The following is a 22,143-nucleotide window of genomic DNA, read 5'->3' as shown; positions in this document are numbered from 1 at the left end:
GTTATGAACTTGTTTCACGGTCTTAACACCAGTGGCTCGGCACTGACGGCCAATCGTCTACGTCTGGATACGATTGCCGCCAACGTCGCTAACTATGAATCAACTCGAGCGACCTTTGTAGATGGGGCATGGCAGCCGTACAAGCGAAAAATGGTAGAGATGTCTCCGAAGTCGCAACAAAGCTTCGACAATTTTCTGCAAGCTGCTGTAGGAACTGTTACGGGGCAAGGAACAGAGCAAGGGGTACGTGTAACCGCAATTCGAGAGGATAATACGCCTTTCAAGCGGGTATATGAACCGATGCATCCAGATGCGGATGCGGAAGGTTACGTATTAAAGCCAAACGTTGACTTGATGAAGGAAATGGTGGACATGATTTCCGCTTCCCGCGCCTACGAGGCCAACGTTACGGTTCTCAACGCAACGAAAAGCATGATGATGAAAGCACTGGAAATCAGATAAGGGTAAGGCAGGTGAAAACGAAGAATGGACATCAACGCGCTCTCGCAAATTAGTCCGATCCGGACACAATCGATGCAGAATCTCCAAACTCCTGCAGAGGTAACGAAAGGTTTTTCCGCGTTTCTGACAGATGCCTTGAATCAAGTCAATCAAGCACAAGTCGATTCTGCCAATATGGCCGACCGTTTTGCTGCAGGTAATGTGGAGATCCATCAGGTTACAATCGCAAGTCAAAAGGCATCTGTCATGCTTGATTTGACCATGCAAGTGCGAAACAAGGTCATTGAATCCTATCAAGAGATCATGCGGATGTCTATTTAAGTGCTGTTGGTATCCTTCGAGAGGTGAATCATGAACGAGCGTATAGCTTTATACAGAGAAAAGCTGGGGGCAAAATGGAACCAGTTTTCAAAAAAACAAAAGTGGATGATCGCAGGGATTTCCTTGTTTTTGCTCCTTTCACTCGGACTATACATATTCATCGCTTCTCAACCAGTGTACAAGCCACTCTATAATCAGCGACTGAGTGAACAGGAAATCGGAGCAATCAAGGCAGAGCTGGATAGTAAGAAAATCCCATACAAAATCACAGGCAACGGTACGGGAATCGAGGTACCGGAAAAAATGGCACAGGACGTGATCGTTGACCTGGCGGCACAAGGAATTCCGAGTGAAGCAGGGTTTAACACGGAATTGTTTTCCAGCACACTGGGCATGACTGATCGTCAATTTGACGTCATGAAAAAAGAAGCATTGCAGCAAGAATTAAAGAAATTATTGGAGCGGGTCAAAGGCGTAAGAAGTGCGCAGGTTATGTTGACTCTTCCTCAGGAAAGCCTGTGGGTAACCCAAACTGCAGATACCGCGACTGCATCTGTCGTCGTTGATGTGGAACCTGGGACAACGCTGGATCAAAAGCAGATCAACTCGCTGTATTTGCTCGTCTCCCGAAGTGTTCCCAAGTTGCCAATGGAAGCTATCGCAATCATGGATCAATACTCCAATCCATTGGAACGGACTGACGGGAATGACAGTGAAGCGTCTATAAGCAATTTCAAGCAGCAAGAAGAGATCAAGGCGGAAATCGAAAAGAAAATCCAGCAGAATCTCTACAACCTGCTCGGTACGATTATGGGCAGAGACAAAGTGATCGTCCATACGTTTATCAATATGAACTTTGACAAGGAGAACCGCGTAGAAAATATTGTGGAAGCTCCTGATAAAGAAAATAACGAAGGACTTATCATTTCTTCCCAACGTTTATCCAAAGCATTTTCCGGACAAGGCGCACCTCCAGGCGGAATTGCCGGTACAGGCGATAATGCAGTGCCGAGTTATCCTGGTGCCAACACCCAAGGAACAAACAGCCAATACGAAGAACTGAACGATACCATCAACCGGGAAGTGAACCGGATCACTCGAAATGTTGTCATGAGCCCGTACAAGATCGACGACATTACCATCAACGTTGGTGTCGAACCTCCGGCGGGCGGCCAACTGGATGATGCGACAATCGAGAGCATCAAGCAAGTGCTTCGCAATGTCGTACGTGTGACGCTGAGCAACAGTGGATTGGAATTGACCCAAGAGGAACTAGATCAGCATATTTCTGTTTTGCCACGTGAATTCTCGGGTAAAGTCAATGTAGCGGATTCTACATCGCTCAATCCAGCTCTCCTTTGGACTGTAGGCGGAATCGCGGCTTTGGCTCTTGCAGCAGTAGCCTTTCTGCTTATTCGCAGACGGCGTCAGAATCAACTTCAGGAGACTGATGATCCAGAATTGATGGATGCGCAGCAACCTTTGGAAATCCCTGATTTGATGTATCAAGAGGATAATGATCAGGTTGTCGTCAGAAAACAGCTTGAGAAGTTGGCGCGAAGCAAGCCAGATGAATTCGTAGTACTGCTTCGTACATGGTTAGCAGAAGATTAAGGAGTGAAAGGTATGGCTCGCGGCGCTAAAGAGTTGACTGGACGACAGAAGGCGGCTATCCTGCTCATCTCGCTGGGGCCCGAAATCTCGGCACAAGTGTTTAAGCACTTGCGTGAAGATGAGATTGAACAATTGACGTTGGAGATTGCCAATGTCCGAAAAGTGGATACCGACGAAAAAGATAAGATCTTATCCGAGTTTCATCAAATCGCTGTCGCAAAAGAGGTTATTTCTCAGGGTGGTATTACATACGCCAAGGAGATTCTGCAAAAAGCGCTTGGTGAAACCAAAGCCATGGATATCATCAATCGTTTGACGGCCAACTTGCAGGTAAGGCCGTTCGATTTTGCCAGAAAAGCGGACCCTGGACAAATTCTCAACTTTATCCAGAACGAGCATCCGCAGACGATTGCACTGGTGCTGTCTTATTTGGAAGCCCAGCAAGCTGCTATGATCCTTTCCGCATTGCCGCAAGAACGACAAGCAGAAGTCGCAAAACGGATCGCCGTAATGGACAGCACTTCTCCGGAAGTGATCGCTCAGGTCGAGCAAGTTTTGGAGCAGAAGCTTTCTGCTACAGTGACGCATGATTATACGCAGGCTGGCGGTATCGAAGCAATTGTTGCTGTTCTCAACGGTGTAGACCGTGGGACAGAGCGCACGATTCTCGATTCCCTGGAAATTCAAGACCCCGAGCTGGCTGAGGAAATCAAGAAGCGTATGTTCGTCTTTGAGGATATTGCTACTTTGGACAATCGTTCCATCCAACGTGTCATTCGTGATGTGGAAAACGCGGATCTGCAACTCTCGCTCAAAGTATCCAGCGAAGAAGTGCGAGAAGTCATTTTCCGCAATATGTCCAAACGTATGGCTGACACCTTCAAAGAAGAAATGGAATTCATGGGGCCTGTCCGACTTCGTGATGTCGAAGAGGCGCAATCCCGCATTGTTGCGATTATCCGTCGCCTAGAAGAGGCGGGTGAAATCATCATCGCACGCGGTGGAGGAGATGATATCATTGTCTAGGATCATCAAGAGCGCTACGTACCAGCCCTCAGAAGATTCTGTTCTCCTCTCCGTGAAGCCTGTACTTTTACAGACGGAGATTGATCCCGAAAGGTTGCAAAAAAATCAACAAATTTTGCATCAAGCTGAAGAGGAAGCAAAAACAATTATTCAGGACGCGGAAGAATCCGCTCAAAATATCCTTCGCCAGGCAGTTGAAGAAGCAGAGCTGCTGAAGCAGCAGACGATGCAGGAGATTGCCGAATGGTGGGAGCAGAAGCGCTCCGAAGCAGATGATCTGTTCCAAGATGTTCGCTTGAATGCTTCCCGAGAGGGGTATGAAGAGGGGCGTACCGAAGGCCGCCGCCAAGCTTATGAAGAAGAGACTGCGGCTGTCATGCAGGCACGCGAAGTACTCGAAAAAGCATTTGCCGAAAAAGACAGGATCATTGCAGAGGCAGAACCTTTTATGGTCGAACTGAGCATGGAGGTTGCCCAAAAGGTCATTGGACTGGAAGTGGAACAGAAGCCCGATTATGTCTTGGAAATAGCCAAAAAAGTTCTGCGCCGCTCAAGGGTTCATGGAAATGTGACCATCTGTGTCAACCATCAGTATTTTGAACTGGTGCAGGATAGCCGCGCCCAGTTGCTTTCCTTGCTGGATGGACAAGCTGAGTTGTCCATCTACCCGGACTATACCGTACAGGACGGGGGATGTGTGATTCGCACTCCGCTCGGTAGTGTAGATGCAAGAATCGATACGCAACTCACTGAAATCAAACAAGTACTTCTGGAGATCGCCCGAGGAAGTGAACAAAGATGACGATTCTTGATTTGTCGAGGTACAAGCAAGCGCTGCAAGCACTGGACCCGATGCGGGTGAATGGGAAAGTGACACAGGTTGTCGGCCTGACGATCGAATCCGAGGGGCCTGAAGTCAAGCTCGGGGAAATTTGCCACATAACCCCGCATCACAGTCAGGAGCCGATCATTGCAGAGGTCGTCGGTTTCCGGGAGAACAAGGTGCTGTTGATGCCGCTCGGCGAACTGACGGAAATCGGACCCGGATGTGATGTAGTAGCAACCGGACGTGCGCTGGATGTCAAAGTGGGACCGGAGATATTGGGAAGGATTCTCGATGGATTGGGACGGCCGTACCAAGGAGCGTTGCCATTTGGGCTGACCTCCTATCCGACGAACAACATGCCGCCCAATCCCATTCTTCGCCCGCGGATTAAAGAACCGCTGAGTGTAGGCGTGAGAGCGATTGACGGTCTATTGACGATCGGGAAGGGACAGCGCGTCGGGATTTTCGCCGGATCAGGGGTCGGAAAAAGTACATTGATGGGGATGATTGCCCGCAATACCACAGCCGATATCAACGTTATCGCGCTGATCGGGGAGCGCGGCCGCGAGGTAATGGAGTTTATCGAGCGTGATTTGGGGGAAGAAGGCTTAAAGCGATCCGTTGTGATTGTCGCCACCTCCGATCAACCTGCAATGATCCGGATCAAGGGTGCAATGATTGCAACTTCAATCGCCGAATATTTCCGCGACCGCGGGATGAACGTCATGCTGATGATGGACTCGGTCACCCGTTTTGCCATGGCCCAGCGTGAGATTGGACTTGCGATCGGTGAGCCTCCAGCCACACGGGGATACACGCCTTCGGTTTTTGCGCTCCTACCCAAGCTGCTGGAACGTGCTGGAACGGCGGATCGGGGCAGCATTACGGCCTTCTACACGGTGCTGGTTGATTCAGACGACATGAATGACCCGATCGCCGATGCTGTACGTGGGATTCTGGACGGCCATATTGTGCTAGACCGTAAAATTGCCCAAAAAGGTCATTTTCCTGCCATTGATATTTTGCAGAGTGTAAGCCGTGTCATGACCGAGATCGTGAGTGACGATCATCAAGAAGCCGCAAGACAGTTAAAACGGCATATGGCGACGTTCCGGGAAGCGGAAGATTTGATCAATATCGGAGCCTACAAAGCGGGGACAAATCGCGACATCGATGCTGCGATTCGCTATCGTGACATCATTCGGGACTTTACGGCCCAGGGCACCCATGAACCATCTGATCTTACTAGTACGATCAAGGCTTTGACAGCTCATTTTGGAGGAGTGAACTAAGATGAAAATGTTCCAGTTTCATCTCCAAAAGGTTCTGGATCTGAAAGAAAAAGAAAAAGAACAGGCGGAGTGGGCATTTGGCAAGTCGGTTCAGCAGAAAAACGAAGCGGAGTGGATGCTGTATCAGATGTACGAACACCACGATGCGATGACGTTGAAGCTTGAAGAGGTTCAAAATCAATCATGCAGTGCTGCTGAACTCATCATGATCAGTCAGTATCGGCAGTCCGTAGAACGCTCGATCAACCATCAGAAACAAACACTGCGGGGTTGTGAGCAGGAAGTGGAACGCTGCCAATCCAGTCTGAGAGAGCGAATGAAGGAATCGGAGCTGTGGCAGAGACTGCGCGAACGTTCACTCACGCAATTCCTCGACGCTCAAAAGCTGAAGGAACAAAAAGAGATGGACGAGATCGGCACCCAGCTCTATCTTCGCAGAAGCAACTGAGGAGGTACCACATGGAAGAGATCCAAGAAGAACGGGAATACAGCAGGTGGGAATGGTTCTTTTACATGATCGTCATCCCTGCATTGTTTGCCAGCCTCCTTGGTGGCGTGCTCCTCAGCTTTTTAGGTGTCAATGTGCTGGGGAACGTCCTCCAATGGGCAAATAAGATCCCGTACGTGGAAAAAATTGTGCCGGATGAATATGCGGCTCCCTCGAATGTGGATGAAAAAGAAGAGCTGAGCGAGAAAGTGGTCAACTTGCAAGCTGAACAGGCCAATAGTCACCAGGAAATCGCCGCTCTGCAGGGTGAGTCCGCCCAAAAAGATGCTACCATCCAAGCCCTGGAAAAACAGGTGCAAGACTTAAGCAAGCTTTTGGAGGACAAACGAGCCACAGAGGCCGAACGCCAACAGCAGTATCAGGATTTGGCGAAAGTATACACAACCATGTCCGCCAAAAATGCAGCCGCAATCATCGAAAATTTGAGTTTGGATGAATCTGTTACAGTCATGACGAAAATGAAGCCCAATCAGCGGGCAGAGATTCTAGCAAAAATGAATCCGAAGCTGGCTGCCGATATATCGATCCTGCTAAAAGACTCTGTAGTGAACAAGGACGATGACATTGCAGCCTTGCAAGAACGCGTACAGCTGTTGACAAAAGCTCTGAGCGAAACGCGGGATGGAGCTGGTGCGAATAACGAAGAGGACTTCGTCAAAACGTTTGCCCAGATGCCTGCAGAGGACTCTGCAGCTGTCATCCGCTCCATGATGACGACCAACAAGAAAAAAGCCTTATCGCTCCTTTCGGCTTTGCCGGAAGACAGGCGCGCCCAAACCTTGTCTGCCATTGCCAAAGAAGACAAGAAAAGCAGTGACAATTTGGCGGCGCGTATCTCGGAGGAGTTGCTGCGACAATAGAGCGTCTTCTGGACACTCGGGTCGATTCTATAAGCAACAATAAACCAATCAGGGAGGTGAATGAGATGAATGTAGCCAATCTTTCCCTGCCGAACGGTGCTTCCGGTACTGTGACGGCACAGGTGGGAACGGCAACAGGCAGTACATCTGCCGCAAGTGGCTTGGGAGACTTATTTTCCCTACAAATGGGCTTCGCTCTTCAAAATCTGCAGGGTGAAGAGACGGACACTTTGTTGGGTCAAGGCATGAGTGAGGAAGAGATGAAAGCATTGGAAGAACTGATGGCTCTCATCCAACAGTTGCTCGCAGCACATGACCAAGGGAATGAGGAGATGGAATCATTCCTCGCAAACAACAGCAAAGCGATGGATCAATTGATTCAGAAGGTGCAGGTTCCGCTCCCGCAGGTAGCCGTGGATGTGAAGCAGCTCCTTGCCAATCTTAACCAAAAAGAGTCGGTTTCCGATGAAATGCAAAAGCTTGCTGCACTTCTTGCCAAGCTGAAGAATGAGCAGACAGATCTCGGAAACAAGACAAATCAATCGCTGGTTCGAAACGAAACCTTCGCGGTGAGAGCATTGATGCAGGAGGATTCAAGTAAGCCGATCCAACCGCTTCGCATCAGCCAAGGATTGTCCGCTTATAAGGCTGAAGCAGGTATCCAGTCCCAAACCGTACAAGCCAATGTGCAAACGTCCGGTATGATGTTGAATCAGGACAACAGCGAGGGCGGCAATTTACCACAATTCGGAGGACAAGCTCCTCTTGCAACGCCTGCGCCTGTCCAATCAGGACAATCGTTCCAGCGTGCAGATGTGCCTGCTCACCAGGTGACAGCCAATCAATTGCCTGAGCAAGTGACGCAGATTTTTGTCAAGCAGATGAACCTAACCCAAGTCAACGGCGTGCATACGGCAAAATTGATTTTGAATCCGCAATCGCTCGGGAAGGTAGACGTGACGATTACTTCCAAGAACGGCGTCATTACAGCCCAATTCGCTGCTGAGACACAAGCCGGCAAGGACATGCTGGACAACCAGCTGGGATCTTTGCGTGCAGCATTGAGCCAGCAAGGATTACAGGTCGAGCGCCTGGAAGTGACGACACATCAGCAGTCTGAGAACTTCAGCTTCCAACAGCAACGCGAACAGGCGAAGCAGCAGCAGGAGCAACAGTCCCAGCAAAAACAACAGGATGAGCAAGCTGAATTTTCATTGGATGCTTTGGTTGAAGAAAGTGAAGCAGTCGACCAGTGGAGCAGTCCGGGCATGCCATCTCGCGAGATCGATGATATCGTCTAGGATTGGTATAAAGGAGGAAGCAGCATGAACCAATTTCATGTGGGGCAAACCTACTTTCCTCCGAAAACGAATCACGTACCGAAAGCTACACCACAAGCTGCAACAGGAAGTGGCGTATCCTTTCATCAGTATCTGACGGAATCGCTTGGCCAGACAGCAAGAAGCAAATCGCTGACATTTAGCCAGCACGCCACGAACCGATTGCGTGAACGGGGCATTTCGCTTGAGAGCCCGCAGCTCGAACGACTGGAATCAGCGGTACAAAAAGCGGCTTCCAAGGGAGCAAAAGAATCGTTGATCTTGATGGACAATGTGGCTTACGTCGTGAGCATCGTAAATCGGAAGATCATTACGGCTGTAGATGGAGGAAACATGAAGGACAACGTGTTTACCAATATCGACAGCGCCATCTTTGTCTGATCAAAGGTGGGATAAAACAGGCTGGACCACGATGATGGAGGCCTGCGGTTGCTGAATGACAGAGGCAGCCAAAACCAATTTGCAAAAGGAGGAAACACTCATGTTGCGTTCCATGTATTCCGGTATTTCCGGACTTCGAGGATTTCAAACGAAATTGGATGTGATCGGTAACAACATCGCCAACGTCAACACGGTAGGCTATAAAAAAGGCCGTGTTATGTTTCAGGACATCCTCAGCCAAAACATTCAAGGCGCTGGCGCACCTTCCGAAGATGGAGGGAAAGGCGGTACGAACCCGACTCAGATCGGTCTTGGTTCCTCTATTGCTTCCATCGATACCGTGTTTAATGCGGGAAGCCCGATGACGACCAACCTTCCTACAGATTTGTCGATCGAGGGAGACGCATTCTTCATGGTGAGCCCGGATGAAGGAGAAACGATTTACTACACTCGTGCAGGAAACTTTACTCGCGATGCACAAGGCTTCCTGGTTAACCCGCAGGGGCTCAAGCTTCTCGATTCTGGCGGGGGAGCTATCCAAATCAACCAGGCAGACGGCATCATTTCCTACTCGATCGGAAAAGACGGTTCGATCACCACTGTGGACGATACGGGTGCTCTCGATACGCCTTATACGATCGGCTTGATGACTTTCAACAACCCGGGCGGTCTGAAAAAAATCGGAAACTCTCTCTACGAGAATACCGTGAACGCCGGTCCGCGTGATGATGATCCGATGACGCCGACGACAGCAGCAGAAGCGCGTGTCAGCGTCATTGCAGGCCAATTGGAGATGTCCAACGTTGACCTGTCCGAGGAATTTACAGAGATGATCGTAGCCCAGCGCGGATTCCAGGCGAACTCCCGCATCATTACGACATCCGATACAGTACTAGAAGAATTGGTAAACCTGAAGCGTTAATCGGATAGTGGCTGAGTAGGGAGGAGGAGAGAGTCTCTCCTTCTCCACAGATAGCAAAAAGGAGCTGTCAATGTGATCAAGTTGACGCGGTTTAACGGGTCTGTCTTTTATTTGAATGCGACGCATATCGAGACTGTCGAGGCGACTCCCGATACGGTAATCACACTCTTCAACGACAGAAAATACATCGTCAAGGATTCTGCGGAGTCTGTCGCGAACCGTGTTCAAGCGTTTTATCAAAATGTTCATCCGGCGACAGGAATACCCAGAATCCCGGATGATGCAAATGAATAGCGGGGGGCATTGCGATGTTTCAAAATCGGTTGTTTAACATGGCACTTATTATTATCATCGCGATTTCTCTTCTGGGTGTCATCTCTTTCGTACTTTGGCAAACGTTTCTTTCGCCTACCTCCCAGACAGCCAATCAGGATGTAAAGGAAGTAAAAGTGCTATCTGCGAAAGAAATGCAGGAATACTCAGTCGATACGGGAGAAATTACGACCAATCTACTCACCAATAACTACATGATTATCCGCTTTACCATTACGGCTGAGGACAAAAATGCGAAGGCAGAGCTGGAGCAGCGTCTCCCACAAGTAAATCAGGTGATCATTAAGACATTGGCTGGATTGACGCCGGAAGACATCAAGGGGACGGAAGGCGTAAACAAGCTGGAGGCCAAGATCATGAATGAGATCAGCTCCTTGATGCAGGAAGGCAAGATTGTTCAAGTCATTACTACCAAACGTGTCTTGTCATAGAGATTCACGGATGTATACATAGCAAGGAGGTGACGATAGATGGCCGAGGTTCTCTCACAGAGTGAGATTGATGCGTTATTGGCTGCCCTTTCTTCAGGAGAAATGGACGCCAATGAGCTGAAAAAAGAAGAGACTGAGCGCAAGATAAAAGTATACGATTTTAAGCGAGCTTTGCGATTTTCTAAAGATCAGATTCGCGGTCTGACGCGTATCCACGAAAACTACGCGAGACTGTTGACGACATATTTTTCTGCTCAGCTCCGTACCTTCGTGCAAATTACGGTTGCCTCCGTCGATCAATTGCCGTATGACGAGTTTATTCGCTCCATTCCCAAGATGACGATCCTCAATATTTTCGAGGCACCGCCTTTGGAGGGCCGCATGGTTTTGGAAGTGAATCCGAACATCGCCTATACCATGCTGGACCGGCTTTTGGGTGGGCAAGGCGCCATCCCGGACAAGCTGGGGGCACTCACGGAAATTGAAACAACGGTGATGGAAAGAGTGTTTGGAAAGGCGTTGGACACCTTCCACGAGGCATGGAAACAAATCATTGAGTTGGATCCGTACCTGGAAGGCCTGGAGATGAACCCGCAGTTCATGCAGATTGTTTCTCCCAACGAAATTGTTGCGGTTATCTCATTTAGTACAAAAATTGGCGATACAACCGGCATGATCAATTTATGTCTGCCTCACGTCGTGTTGGAACCGATCATGTCCAAGCTTTCAGGACAGTACTGGTTCTCTAAACAAAAGAAGACGCGCGACGAAGAGGAGCGGCTTCGCGTGGAAGAGCGAGTGAAGACAGCCAAGCTGCCAATCATTGCAGAAATGGGAACAGCCACCATTACCGTAGGCGATCTTATGCAATTGCAAAAAGGCGATGTGATTCAACTCGATCAATCGTTGGATAACAAGCTGAAAATCAAGGTAGGCAGCCAATTGAAGTTCCTGGGTCAACCGGGAAAGCAAAAAGGACGAATCGCCGTTCAGATCGATGAAGTCATAGAGGAGGGGGAGGAACAAAATGAGTAGAGACATGCTTTCTCAAGACGAGATTGACGCGCTTTTACGCGCTAACAACCTGGTTGAAGATGAAGAGGAAGCCGACGCTGCAGGCAGCACGGACGTCACCGATTATCTGTCCCCGTTCGAGCAGGATGCGCTGGGAGAGATCGGAAACATCTCCTTCGGAAGTGCTGCTACAGCTTTGTCTACCCTGTTGAGCCGAAAAGTAGACATCACGACACCGACTGTCTCGGTCGTAAACGTCAGTGAATTGGAAAATGAATTTCCAGTCCCCCACGTAGCCGTGCATGTTGAATATACGGATGGATTTACAGGAACGAATGTATTGGTCATTCGGATGGAGGACGCCGCCGTTATTGCCGACCTGATGATGGGGGGCGAAGGACGTCCTGAAAACACAGAGCTTACTGAATTGCACATAAGTGCCGTACAGGAAGCCATGAATCAGATGATGGGCTCTTCCGCAACATCCATGTCGACGATTTTCAACCAGTTTATCAATATCACTCCGCCTGGGATTGATGTGATGGATCTGGCGCAAGGAAAGGGCGGAGACAGCTTTAAAGAGGACGATAGTCCACTGGTAAAGGTCTCGTTCCGTTTGAAGGTGGGCGATCAGGGAGAATTGATCGATTCGAACATCATGCAGCTCTTGCCGCTCCATTTTGCGAAGAGCATGATCGAACGGCTAGTTGGCGGGTCTGAGGAAGAAGCTGCCGCCGCCGCACCTGTGGCCGAAATGGAAATGCCGACAATACCAAGTGCTGCACCACAAGCAGTCCATGTGCAGCCAGAACCGGCACAAGCACCATCCGCACCTCCAAGCGCACCATCCCAGCCAGACCAGATGTACCAACAGCCGCCATCGGGGTATGCACAACCGCCAATGGGTTATCCCGGTCAACAGATGTATCCGGACGCGTATGCTGTTCCTCCCGGCTACGTGCCTTACCCGCCGCCGTATCAAGCGCCTCCTGTACCGCAGGCACCGCAGCACTACGGCAATCCGATGGTGAACCAGGCAAATGTCAAACCAGCACAATTTGCCCCACTTGGAGGTGGTCCTATGGGTTACGCAGAAGAGCAGAATCTGAACTTGTTGATGGATATTCCGTTGCAAGTGACCGTTGAGTTGGGACGCACCAAGAAGCTGATCCGGGAAATTCTCGATTTGTCTGCAGGTTCCATCATCCAGTTGGACAAGCTCGCTGGAGAACATGTAGACATTCTGGTGAACAACAAGCTGATTGCCAAAGGGGAAGTTGTTGTCATTGATGAGAACTTCGGTGTCCGTGTGACGGATATCATCAGCCCGATTGATCGTGTACAAAAGTTGCAATAAAACAAAATTCATTGTCAAGCATTAGGAGGAACGATCCATGTCTAACAAGGTACTAATTGTAGATGACGCTGCTTTCATGCGCATGATGATCAAGGAAATTCTGTCGAAAAACGGCTATACCGTCGTTGGAGAAGCAAGCGATGGAGCACAGGCTGTAGAAAAATACAAAGAACTTGGTCCTGACCTCGTAACCATGGATATCACCATGCCAGAGATGGACGGGATTGCCGCATTGAAGGAAATCAAAAAAATGGATCCAAACGCGCGGGTCATCATGTGTTCTGCGATGGGGCAACAAGCGATGGTCATTGATGCGATTCAGGCGGGCGCAAAAGATTTCATCGTGAAGCCGTTCCAGGCAGATCGCGTCTTGGAAGCGATAAAAAAGACCTTGAGCTGATGAAACGAATTTGGATTCCAGGGACGCGACTTTTTTGGGTTGTCTGTCTCACGATGCTACTCGTCGCCTCCCTCCCGACTTTGGCCATGGCTGAAGGAGGAACCGTATTCGATGAGATCAACAATGGAAAGACGACATCGAGCAATGCGCCCGCCGGAGAAGTTCAACAGCCGGCGGCCATTCCCGGTAGCGAGACAGGCAGTATGCTTGGTTATCTCGTTCAGGTGATTTTTTCTCTCGGCTTCATCATTGTTTTGATCTATGGAGTACTGCGTTTTTTGGGAAAAAAGCAGCTTGGTCAGACACAAGGCCCCATTAAAATTATCAGTGCTGCGCCACTCGGCAACGGAAAGACGTTGCAGGTCATCATGATCGGCGATCGGCTTTACATCGTAGGTGTAGGAGAGAACGTGCAATTGCTTAAAGAGATCGAGCCGGGAGAAGAAGCGGATGTCATCCTGGCAGATGCTGAAATCCCTCCGCTACGAAAGACATTTTCTTGGCTGCCATTCGGCAAAAAGAAAGACGTTGAGGAAGAAATGCTGTTTACCGGCCATATGGATGGAAAGTCGTTTGAGGAATTACTGAATTCACAGTGGAACGATCAAAAGAAGCGCCCCGTTCAAAAAAAGGAGTGGGGAAGCGAGGAACCACAGGACAGAGGGGACCGGAGATGAAATTTTTTTGGCAGTTGCTGGTGGTTGCCGTTATCTTGCTGGCAATCCCGAATATGGTCTTGGCAGCTCCCGTGGGGACACCGCTTATTCCAACCATTGATTTGCAGATAGGGGGCGGAAACGGTACGCCACAGGAGACATCCTCAGCCATTCAGCTTTTGCTGATCTTGACGGTGTTGTCTGTCGCACCTGCAATTCTGCTCTTGATGACTAGTTTTACGCGCATCATAATCGTGCTCTCCTTCGTTCGCAATGCATTGGCGACGCAGCAGATGCCTCCCAACCAAGTGTTGATTGCACTCGCGATGTTTATGACCTTTTTTATCATGGCTCCTACCTTTGCCAAAGTAAATGAAGTGGCTGTGCAGCCCTTTATGCAAGGCCAGCTTACGCAAGAGCAGGCGTTTGATGCAGCGGTCGTCCCTTTTAAGGAATTCATGGCGAAACAGACCCGGGAAAAAGACTTGAAGCTTTTTCTGGAATATACGAAGGCGGAAAGGCCTACTACGATCGAGGATATTCCTCTTAGTGCGCTCGTACCGGCTTATGCAATCAGTGAATTAAAAACAGCTTTCCAGATCGGCTTTATGATTTTTATCCCGTTTCTCATGATTGATTTGATTATCTCCAGTATCTTGATGGGGATGGGGATGATGATGTTGCCGCCCGTCATGATTTCATTGCCGTTCAAAATCCTGTTGTTCATTATGGTGGACGGCTGGTATTTAGTAGTGAAGTCGCTTTTGACGAGCTTTGGCTAATTTGTAAAGGGCAAGAGGAGGTAGAGGGATGACACAAGAACTGCTGATGCAAGTTGCCCAAAATGCTGTTTACACCATCCTTCTGGTGGCTGCCCCTGCACTCGGGATCGCCCTGTTGATCGGTTTGAGTGTAAGTATTTTTCAAGCAACGACACAAATCCAGGAGCAGACTCTCGCATTCATTCCAAAAATTGTGGGTGTCTTCGTTATCATCCTTGCAGTAGGACCATGGATGCTGCAGACCATGCTAGATTTTGCGATGGGTATTCTCGGGAATCTCCATCGGTTTGTAGGGTAGCGTATGGATCTGATTCTCATGCAATTACCTGCTTTCCTACTCGTTTTTGTTCGCATGACGGCGTTTTTTGTTTCCGCACCGTTTTTTAATCTGCGCAATGTGCCAGGCCAATTTAAAATTGCTCTGGGCTTTCTCATGGCGTTGATCAGCTACCAATTCGTACCGGCGATTGGACCTATTCCGATGGATCTGACTTTTGTGATCCATGTACTCAAGGAGGTTCTTGTCGGAATTATCCTCGGGTTAATCTGTGAGATGATGTACACAGCGATACGGGTAGCAGGCGGAATGATGGATTTGCAGATGGGCTTAGCGATGGCGAACGTCGTAGACCCGAATACAGGAGCGTATGTACCCGTTACGGGTAATTTCAAGAACATTTTAGCTACGTTATATTTTTTTAGTATAGACGGACATCATATGTTGATTCGTGGGATTATCAGCAGCTACCAGGTCATTCCTCTGGATCGCATGTGGGCTCCGATCGGCAGTGAGCAGGTCATGATGACAGCCGTAAAAGTCTTTTTGCAAATGTTTTTGAGCGCCTTCATGATCGCAGCACCATTGGTCGTTGCCTTGTTCCTGGTCGATGTTTCACTTGGGATTGTGGCGAAATCCGTACCGCAATTTAACATCTTTGTTGTCGGCTTGCCGATCAAATTGTTGGCTGGGTTTGCGCTTTTAGTCGTTCTGATGCCGGCATTTCTGCTAACGCTGAATGGCTTGTTTGAAAAAATGTTCCGCGGGCTTGCGGAGATGATGAAATGGCTCGGAGGATAAGCATGAAACGCATACAGTTCGCCTATCCTGTTGACTTGCAGTATTTCAATGGAGAAAAGACAGAAAAAGCAACCCCCAAGAAGCGGGATGACGCCCGAAAAAAAGGACAGGTTGCCAAAAGCTCAGATCTTTCTCCGGCGATTGCCTTGACTGCCTTTTTTGTCCTCTTGCTCATGACTGGCTCCTCCATGCTTGAGACGTTTCAAGGAATCATGCGGGAGTCGCTCGTTACATACAGCGGTTTGCAGCTTACGCCGGATAACTTAAGATTTATCGTCACGCATTTGATCTTTGAGGCTGTTAAGATCGTGGCACCCGTGATGGCAGTCTCTTTTCTTATCGCATTGATCGTCAATTACATGCAAGTGGGATGGTTGTTTACAACCAAACCTCTGGAATTGAAACTGGAGAAGCTCGACCCGATTAAAGGAGCGAAAAAACTATTCTCCCTGCGATCCATTGTTGAACTTTTTAAATCACTATTAAAAATTAGTGCCGGAATTTTTATCGCTTATCTTATTTTATGGGACGCAAAAGAAGAATTGGTACAGCTATCATTGCTCTCACTTGGAGCTGTTCTGACCTTTGCCGCTGGAAAAGTGGTGAAGCTGGGCGTCTATATTGGATTGCTGCTTTTCATCTTTGCGATCCTGGATTACATCTATCAACGCTATGAGCATGAGAAAAATCTGCGCATGTCCAAGCAGGACATCAAGGATGAACATAAGCAAGCGGAGGGTGACCCGTTAATTAAAGGAAAAATCCGCGAGAGACAAAGAAGCATGGCCGTCAGACGGATGATGCAGGATTTGCCCAAAGCGGATGTCATCATTACCAACCCTACTCACTTCGCCGTAGCGATTCGCTACGATGCGAATGATATGAGTGCCCCTACGGTGATCGCCAAAGGGCAGGACTACCTTGCTTTGAAGATCAGGGAAGTCGCCAAGAAGCACCGTATTATTACAATGGAAAACAAGCCCTTGGCCAGGGCTCTTTATAGTCAGGTCGAGATTGGTCAACAAATTCCCGAAGAGTTGTTTAAAGCGGTCGCGGAAGTTCTCGCGTACGTCTACAAGCTGCAGGGGAAAGTGAAATAAGAGGAAGGAGGATCTACAGTGGGATTTCGTTATAAAGAGCTAGGAACCGTCTTATTTGTTATCAGTATTGTGGTCATGATGGTGATCCCACTCCCTTCAGAGCTGCTTGACTTGCTGCTGATTCTCAATATCTCCCTTGCGTTAACCATTTTGCTTGTTTCGATGTATACAAAGGAAGTTCTGGATTTTTCTATCTTTCCTACCGTGTTGCTCATTACTACACTCTTTCGCCTAGCACTGAACGTATCGACGACGCGCAACATTCTCTCGGAAGGAGAGGGTGGCAAGGTAATCGAGACCTTCGGAAGTTTCGTCGTCGGCGGTAACCAGGTGGTAGGCTTCGTTGTCTTTCTGATCCTCATTATTATTCAATTTATCGTAATCACAAAGGGTTCCGAGCGCGTTGCAGAAGTAGCCGCTCGCTTTACGCTCGATGCGATGCCAGGTAAGCAGATGAGCATCGATGCGGACCTGAATGCCGGAATGATTACGGAAGCGGATGCAAGGGCAAGGCGCAAGAAAATCGAAAATGAAGCAGACTTTTACGGCTCGATGGATGGTGCGAGCAAATTCGTTAAAGGGGATGCGATTGCCGGAATTGTCATCTTTATTGTCAACATCATCGGTGGCTTTATCATCGGGATGCTGATTCATGGAATGAGCTTTGCAGAGTCAGCTTCTCGCTTCACCACCATGTCCGTCGGGGATGCTCTAGTCAGCCAGATTCCGGCGTTGCTGATCTCCACGGCTGCCGGTATTATCGTTACCCGCAACACATCGGGAGAAGGTTTGGGTGAGGATATTGCGAAGCAGATGTTTGGCTTCCCGCGTTTGCTGTACATCGTATCGGGATGCATCCTGCTGCTTGGCTTGTTCACACCGATTGGCCTGTTGCCGGTCATACCCGTAGTCGGGATTATGGCCTTTGCAGGGTGGAAGCTCGCCAGTAAACAAAAAAACGAGCTGCAGGAATCGGCGGACATGGTGGAAGAACAGCAGATCGAAGAAGTACGCAGCCCGGAAAGCGTCGTCAATCTTCTGCAGGTCGACCCGATCGAGTTCGAGTTCGGTTATGGCTTGATCCCCTTGGCTGATGTGCGGCAGGGTGGAGACTTGCTGGATCGCGTCATCATGATTCGACGCCAGATCGCCTTGGAGATGGGGATTGTTGTGCCGGTCATTCGGATTCGCGACAACATTCAGCTTCGTCCCAATGAATATATGATTAAAATCAAGGGCAACCAGGTGGCAAAAGGGGAGATCATGCTGGATCATTACCTGGCAATGAGCCCCGGTATTGAGGATGATTCCGTAATTGGTATAGAAACCGTGGAACCTGCGTTTGGATTGCCCGCATTATGGGTAACAGAAGAGAATAAGGAAATAGCCGAGATGTCTGGCTACACCGTAGTCGATCCTCCATCTGTGGTTGCGACCCATCTGACAGAAGTAGTAAAACGCCATGCTCATGAATTGCTGGGAAGACAAGAGACTCGCGCTCTTATCGACAATGTCCGCGAAACAGCGCCTGTACTCGTGGATGAGTTGATCCCAGGTGCACTTTCCATTGGCGATGTACAGAAGGTTCTGCAAAAATTGCTGCGGGAAAAAGTCTCGATCCGCAATCTTCCTGTCATCCTTGAAGCGTTGGCAGATCACGCAATCTACACGAAGGACCCAGAGGTATTGACGGAGTATGTAAGACAGGCCATGTCCCGTCAAATCACCCTGCAGTATACAGAGCCTGGGCAACCCTTGCGTGTCCTGACGGCAGGTGCGGGTCTTGAGAAAGCGATTTCTGAACGCATTGAACAATCTGAGCAGGGAAGTTATCTCGCGATGGACCCGGAAACGTCACAACGGATCTACCAGGTGATGTCATCAGAGGTGAGCAAAATGGTGAATTCCGGACAGCAGCCGATTCTTCTTTCCTCCCCGGCAATTCGCATGTATTTGCGCCAATTGTTGGATCGGATGATGCCCGACATCCCGGTTTTGTCGTACAGCGAACTGGAGCCTCATGTTGAAGTGCAAAGTGTAGGGATGGTGAACATTTCGTGAGAGTGAAACGGTACATAGTCGATTCCATGCCACAAGCGATGGAAAAAATCAGAATGGATCTGGGGAGCGATGCTGTCATCCTGAATTCGAAGCCGATCAAGACGGGTGGCGTATTCGGGATGTTCGGCAAACAACGAATTGAAGTGATAGCTGCTGTCGAGGAAAAGACGGCAGAGGAGGCAAGAACCCCTGCATCGAATCGGCAAGGTGATGTACCGTCTCACGCGATGGCTGGCACGTACACCGCCAAGCAAGCGTACAGCCGATCGTCGTCTACAGCAGCAGTGCACACAGCAACAAGAACAGCAAACGAGGAAACCGCAAGCAGGACCAGCCCGACACTCCTCAAAGACGACCTTCCAGATTTGCCTGTACCAGCCGCGAGAGAAGGGGGCCAGCTGCGTTCCCAGCCTGCGGGAGGGGCAAATGCCACAATCCGGGAAATCGCACATCAAGCTGATGCAAACACGGCGGATCAATTAGCAAATGAAGTACGGGATATGCGCAAGATGTTCGAAAAGCTGTTGGTCCACGACCTGAGTCAGCAGCTTCCCGAAGCAATTCAAGCAGTGCGAGGCAGGCTGGTTGAGCAGGAGGTAATGGAGGAATGGGCTGCCGAGATCATCGGACGCATGATGGAGTCAAGTTCACCTGGTCAGGTCTGGACGGAGTTGGAAGCACGCAAGACTAGCCAGACGATCATTGCAGAAATTTTGCAGAGCAGCAGGCAACCTCATGTCAAACTGGACAAGCAGATCAAATACGCCTTTTTCTTTGGCCCCACTGGGGTTGGGAAAACGACGACGATTGCCAAGCTTGCGGCTAACAGCATGTTGAAGGACAAAAGAAAAATCGGCTTCATCACTGCCGATACGTACCGGATGGCAGCGGTCGAACAATTGAAAACCTATGCGAATATCCTGAATGTTCCTTTGGAAGTAGTCTTCTCACCGAAGGAAATGACTCAAGCAATGGAACGCCTGAGTGATTGTGATCTGATATTTGTGGATACGGCAGGGCGCAATTTCCGCAATGACGAGTATGTGGAAGGGATTCGCGAGTTGATTCAGCACGGAAAAAACAGCGTGAATTACCTGGTGCTTAGCCTGACCTCCAAATACAGCGACATGAAAGCCATTATCCAAAATTTTTCGGAAGTACCCGTCAGTCAGATCATCTTTACGAAAGCGGATGAAACGCATAGCTATGGCAGCATGCTGAATGTAGCCAGGGAGACGGGACTTGCCCTCTCCTACATTACGACAGGACAAAACGTACCTGATGACATCATGGTGGCCACACCTGAAATGATCGCTGCCATGATCATGGGAGACTGACGAGCATGCGAGACCAAGCAGAACAACTTCGTGAACGGATGCAACGAACGAACCAGCCGCGGACAACAAAACTGGTGACAGTGACAAGCGGAAAAGGTGGCGTTGGCAAATCCAATTTCAGCCTGAATTTCGGTCTTGGGTTAATAGAAAGAGGTCATCGGACCGTACTGTTCGACGTCGATCTGGGGATGGCCAATCTGGATGTCCTAATGGGAATCACACCTAAGAAACATCTTTTTCACCTGCTGGAGCCAGATACGACGGTTTGGGATATTCTGGAAAAAGGGCCAGGGAATCTGGAGTTTATCGCAGGTGGTTCGGGTTTTACCCAAATCATGCAGCTTGAGGACGAGAAGCTGGATCGCTTGTTTTCTCAGCTGGATCCCTTGCAAGGGTATGCGGACACGATCATTTTTGATACGGGTGCAGGACTCTCCAACGAATCAATCCGCTTCATGCTTGCATCGGATGAAGTGATTCTCGTAACGACGCCGGAACCGCCTGCGATCACGGATGCCTATGCGGTCATCAAAATGCTGCACAGCCGCAATCCAGAAATTTCAATTCGTCTTGTCATTAACCGCGTTACTTCGGAGCGAGAAGGAATACAGACCACTGACAAGCTGGCGATGGTGGCAAAACGTTTTTTGAACATGAACATCCAATCTCTTGGGTACGTCACCGATGACTCACATGTTTCAAAGGCAGTGAAGCAGCAACGGCCGTTTCTCCTTACATATCCGGACTCGCAAGCCTCCAAGAGCATTCGCAAGCTGGTGGGGCACTATCTGCAAAATTCGTCAACAACGCCAGAGCAAACGAGTGGGCTCAAGGGATTCATTGCGAAACTGAAACACTTCATTCGATAGGGCAACAGGAGATAGGAAGGAGAGACAGAGGATATGAGCAAAATTCGCGTTCTAGTCACAGACGATTCCGCGTTCATGCGAAAAGTGATTTCCGATATCCTTGCTGAAAATCCGGATATCGAGGTCATTGATCGGGCGAGAAATGGCCTGGAATGTATCGAAAAATGCAAAAAACTAAAGCCGGATGTACTGACTCTGGACATTGAGATGCCGGTCATGGACGGATTGGAAGCACTTGAACGGTTGATGAGTGAGAATCCTGTTCCAACCGTCATGATCAGCAGTCTGACAAGAGAAGGGGCAGATGCAACGATTCGGGCCTTGGAGCTGGGCGCATTTGACTTCGTGACAAAACCCTCCGGTCCGATCTCGCTCGATATTCACAAGGTGGCGGAAAGGCTGGTCGAACGGGTAAGAGCTGCAGCTGCTTCCAAGCCGCGCAAACGATTGCTGGCAGCGGAGGAAACAAAAAGCGAGAAAGCTCCTCAGAGTTCGCTTCCAGAGGTGAGGGCAACCAAGCCACTTGCTTTTACACCACCTGCTCCTCCCTCAACTCCAGTTACCAGAACACCACTGCAACGAGGAAAGCAGAAACTGGTGGTTTTGGGAACCTCGACAGGGGGACCGAAAGCGTTGCAGACCGTGTTGACGAGCTTGCCTGGCAACTTTGATGCTCCGATCGCAATTGTTCAACACATGCCTGCCGGATTTACCAAATCGCTTGCGCAGCGTCTTCATTCTTTGTCCCAGATACAGGTGACAGAAGTGAAGGATGGTGAATTCCTGGAGCCAGGAACCGCGTATATCGCACCAGGAGGATTTCATTTTGAGGTGCATGCAAACAACGGGCGCTTGCAAGCACATTTACACCAGCAAGAACCACGTGCCGGTCATCGTCCATCAGTCGACGTACTATTTGAATCGGCAAGCAGATTGACAAATGTCGACAAATGGGCAATTATCATGACAGGCATGGGAAATGATGGTACAAAAGGACTACAACAGATGAAGCAGAGCGGGGTCGTGACGAGCATTGTTGAGGATGAATCTACTTGTATCGTCTACGGCATGCCGCGAGCGGCCTTTCAAGCTGGTCTTGCTGATCATGTTGCTCCTTTGGACAAGATACCAGAGCTGTTGTGCAAGCTCTTGCACTGATTTTGGGAGGTGGAT

Annotated in this window: 25 protein-coding genes; all 25 read left to right on the top strand. The window is 49.3% G+C overall.

Annotated features, from left to right (window positions below):
* Window positions 1–3: 3 nt before the first annotated feature.
* The 25 genes from flgC (at window position 4) to T458_RS42335 (ending at window position 22,128) form a co-directional block, all read left to right on the top strand.
* Window positions 4–462: a flagellar basal body rod protein FlgC gene (gene flgC / locus T458_RS42455; RefSeq protein WP_023557162.1), complete on the top strand. Its 459-nt coding sequence runs from the start codon at window positions 4–6 to the stop codon at window positions 460–462.
* A 24-nt stretch (window positions 463–486) separates the two neighbouring features.
* Window positions 487–783, top strand: coding sequence for a flagellar hook-basal body complex protein FliE (fliE, locus tag T458_RS42450; RefSeq protein WP_023557161.1), 297 nt, complete (start codon window positions 487–489; stop codon window positions 781–783).
* Between the two features lie 30 nt (window positions 784–813).
* Complete coding sequence (gene fliF, locus T458_RS42445) at window positions 814–2,397, top strand: flagellar basal-body MS-ring/collar protein FliF (protein ID WP_023557160.1); 1,584 nt, start codon at window positions 814–816, stop codon at window positions 2,395–2,397.
* Window positions 2,398–2,409: 12 nt separating this feature from the next.
* Window positions 2,410–3,423 (top strand): flagellar motor switch protein FliG, encoded by a 1,014-nt coding sequence (fliG, locus tag T458_RS42440; protein ID WP_023557159.1) that lies wholly within the window; start codon window positions 2,410–2,412, stop codon window positions 3,421–3,423.
* Window positions 3,407–4,225: a flagellar assembly protein FliH gene (gene fliH, locus T458_RS42435; RefSeq protein ID WP_023557158.1), complete on the top strand. Its 819-nt coding sequence runs from the start codon at window positions 3,407–3,409 to the stop codon at window positions 4,223–4,225. Before fliG ends, fliH begins: the two co-directional genes overlap by 17 nt.
* Window positions 4,222–5,541 (top strand): flagellar protein export ATPase FliI, encoded by a 1,320-nt coding sequence (gene fliI, locus T458_RS42430; protein WP_023557157.1) that lies wholly within the window; start codon window positions 4,222–4,224, stop codon window positions 5,539–5,541. Before fliH ends, fliI begins: the two co-directional genes overlap by 4 nt.
* Before the next feature lies 1 nt (window position 5,542).
* Window positions 5,543–5,989 carry a flagellar export protein FliJ gene (fliJ, locus tag T458_RS42425; RefSeq protein WP_023557156.1) on the top strand — a complete coding sequence of 149 codons (447 nt, stop codon included), beginning with the start codon at window positions 5,543–5,545 and terminating at the stop codon, window positions 5,987–5,989.
* A gap of 11 nt (window positions 5,990–6,000) precedes the next feature.
* The gene (locus T458_RS42420; protein WP_023557155.1) at window positions 6,001–6,909 is read left to right on the top strand and encodes a MotE family protein; all 909 of its coding nucleotides are present in this window, start codon (window positions 6,001–6,003) and stop codon (window positions 6,907–6,909) included.
* Window positions 6,910–6,974: 65 nt separating this feature from the next.
* A complete protein-coding gene (locus T458_RS42415) occupies window positions 6,975–8,210 on the top strand; it encodes a flagellar hook-length control protein FliK (RefSeq protein ID WP_023557154.1) in 1,236 nt (411 codons plus the stop codon).
* Window positions 8,211–8,234: 24 nt separating this feature from the next.
* Window positions 8,235–8,630: a TIGR02530 family flagellar biosynthesis protein gene (locus tag T458_RS42410; protein ID WP_023557153.1), complete on the top strand. Its 396-nt coding sequence runs from the start codon at window positions 8,235–8,237 to the stop codon at window positions 8,628–8,630.
* Window positions 8,631–8,730: 100 nt separating this feature from the next.
* On the top strand, window positions 8,731–9,552 hold the full coding sequence (gene flgG, locus T458_RS42405) for a flagellar basal body rod protein FlgG (RefSeq protein ID WP_031305828.1): 822 nt from the start codon (window positions 8,731–8,733) through the stop codon (window positions 9,550–9,552).
* 72 nt (window positions 9,553–9,624) lie between these two features.
* Entirely contained in the window at window positions 9,625–9,846 is a 222-nt protein-coding gene (locus tag T458_RS42400; RefSeq protein WP_023557151.1) for a flagellar FlbD family protein, read from the top strand.
* 14 nt (window positions 9,847–9,860) lie between these two features.
* Complete coding sequence (locus tag T458_RS42395) at window positions 9,861–10,316, top strand: flagellar basal body-associated FliL family protein (protein ID WP_023557150.1); 456 nt, start codon at window positions 9,861–9,863, stop codon at window positions 10,314–10,316.
* A 39-nt stretch (window positions 10,317–10,355) separates the two neighbouring features.
* The gene (gene fliM, locus T458_RS42390) at window positions 10,356–11,351 is read left to right on the top strand and encodes a flagellar motor switch protein FliM (protein WP_023557149.1); all 996 of its coding nucleotides are present in this window, start codon (window positions 10,356–10,358) and stop codon (window positions 11,349–11,351) included.
* Window positions 11,344–12,687, top strand: coding sequence for a flagellar motor switch phosphatase FliY (gene fliY, locus T458_RS42385; RefSeq protein WP_023557148.1), 1,344 nt, complete (start codon window positions 11,344–11,346; stop codon window positions 12,685–12,687). Before fliM ends, fliY begins: the two co-directional genes overlap by 8 nt.
* 37 nt (window positions 12,688–12,724) lie before the next feature.
* Window positions 12,725–13,087, top strand: a complete 363-nt coding sequence (locus T458_RS42380) for a response regulator (protein ID WP_023557147.1) — start codon at window positions 12,725–12,727, stop codon at window positions 13,085–13,087.
* Complete coding sequence (locus T458_RS42375; RefSeq protein ID WP_023557146.1) at window positions 13,087–13,764, top strand: flagellar biosynthetic protein FliO; 678 nt, start codon at window positions 13,087–13,089, stop codon at window positions 13,762–13,764. Before T458_RS42380 ends, T458_RS42375 begins: the two co-directional genes overlap by 1 nt.
* Window positions 13,761–14,525 carry a flagellar type III secretion system pore protein FliP gene (fliP, locus tag T458_RS42370; protein WP_023557145.1) on the top strand — a complete coding sequence of 255 codons (765 nt, stop codon included), beginning with the start codon at window positions 13,761–13,763 and terminating at the stop codon, window positions 14,523–14,525. Before T458_RS42375 ends, fliP begins: the two co-directional genes overlap by 4 nt.
* Before the next feature lie 28 nt (window positions 14,526–14,553).
* Window positions 14,554–14,823 (top strand): flagellar biosynthesis protein FliQ, encoded by a 270-nt coding sequence (fliQ, locus tag T458_RS42365; RefSeq protein ID WP_023557144.1) that lies wholly within the window; start codon window positions 14,554–14,556, stop codon window positions 14,821–14,823.
* A gap of 3 nt (window positions 14,824–14,826) precedes the next feature.
* Window positions 14,827–15,603: a flagellar biosynthetic protein FliR gene (fliR, locus tag T458_RS42360; protein ID WP_023557143.1), complete on the top strand. Its 777-nt coding sequence runs from the start codon at window positions 14,827–14,829 to the stop codon at window positions 15,601–15,603.
* Between the two features lie 2 nt (window positions 15,604–15,605).
* Window positions 15,606–16,703: a flagellar biosynthesis protein FlhB gene (flhB, locus tag T458_RS42355; protein ID WP_023557142.1), complete on the top strand. Its 1,098-nt coding sequence runs from the start codon at window positions 15,606–15,608 to the stop codon at window positions 16,701–16,703.
* 18 nt (window positions 16,704–16,721) lie between these two features.
* Entirely contained in the window at window positions 16,722–18,764 is a 2,043-nt protein-coding gene (gene flhA, locus T458_RS42350) for a flagellar biosynthesis protein FlhA (protein ID WP_023557141.1), read from the top strand.
* A complete protein-coding gene (gene flhF, locus T458_RS42345; RefSeq protein ID WP_023557140.1) occupies window positions 18,761–20,101 on the top strand; it encodes a flagellar biosynthesis GTPase FlhF in 1,341 nt (446 codons plus the stop codon). Before flhA ends, flhF begins: the two co-directional genes overlap by 4 nt.
* Before the next feature lie 5 nt (window positions 20,102–20,106).
* Window positions 20,107–20,970, top strand: coding sequence for a MinD/ParA family protein (locus T458_RS42340; RefSeq protein WP_023557139.1), 864 nt, complete (start codon window positions 20,107–20,109; stop codon window positions 20,968–20,970).
* A gap of 33 nt (window positions 20,971–21,003) precedes the next feature.
* Entirely contained in the window at window positions 21,004–22,128 is a 1,125-nt protein-coding gene (locus tag T458_RS42335; RefSeq protein ID WP_023557138.1) for a protein-glutamate methylesterase/protein-glutamine glutaminase, read from the top strand.
* Window positions 22,129–22,143: the final 15 nt, after the last annotated feature.

The sequence above is a fragment of the Brevibacillus panacihumi W25 genome (assembly GCF_000503775.1).
In the GTDB taxonomy this organism is placed as follows: Bacteria; Bacillota; Bacilli; order Brevibacillales; family Brevibacillaceae; genus Brevibacillus; species Brevibacillus panacihumi_A.
This window is presented reverse-complemented; position numbering and strand designations above follow the sequence as displayed.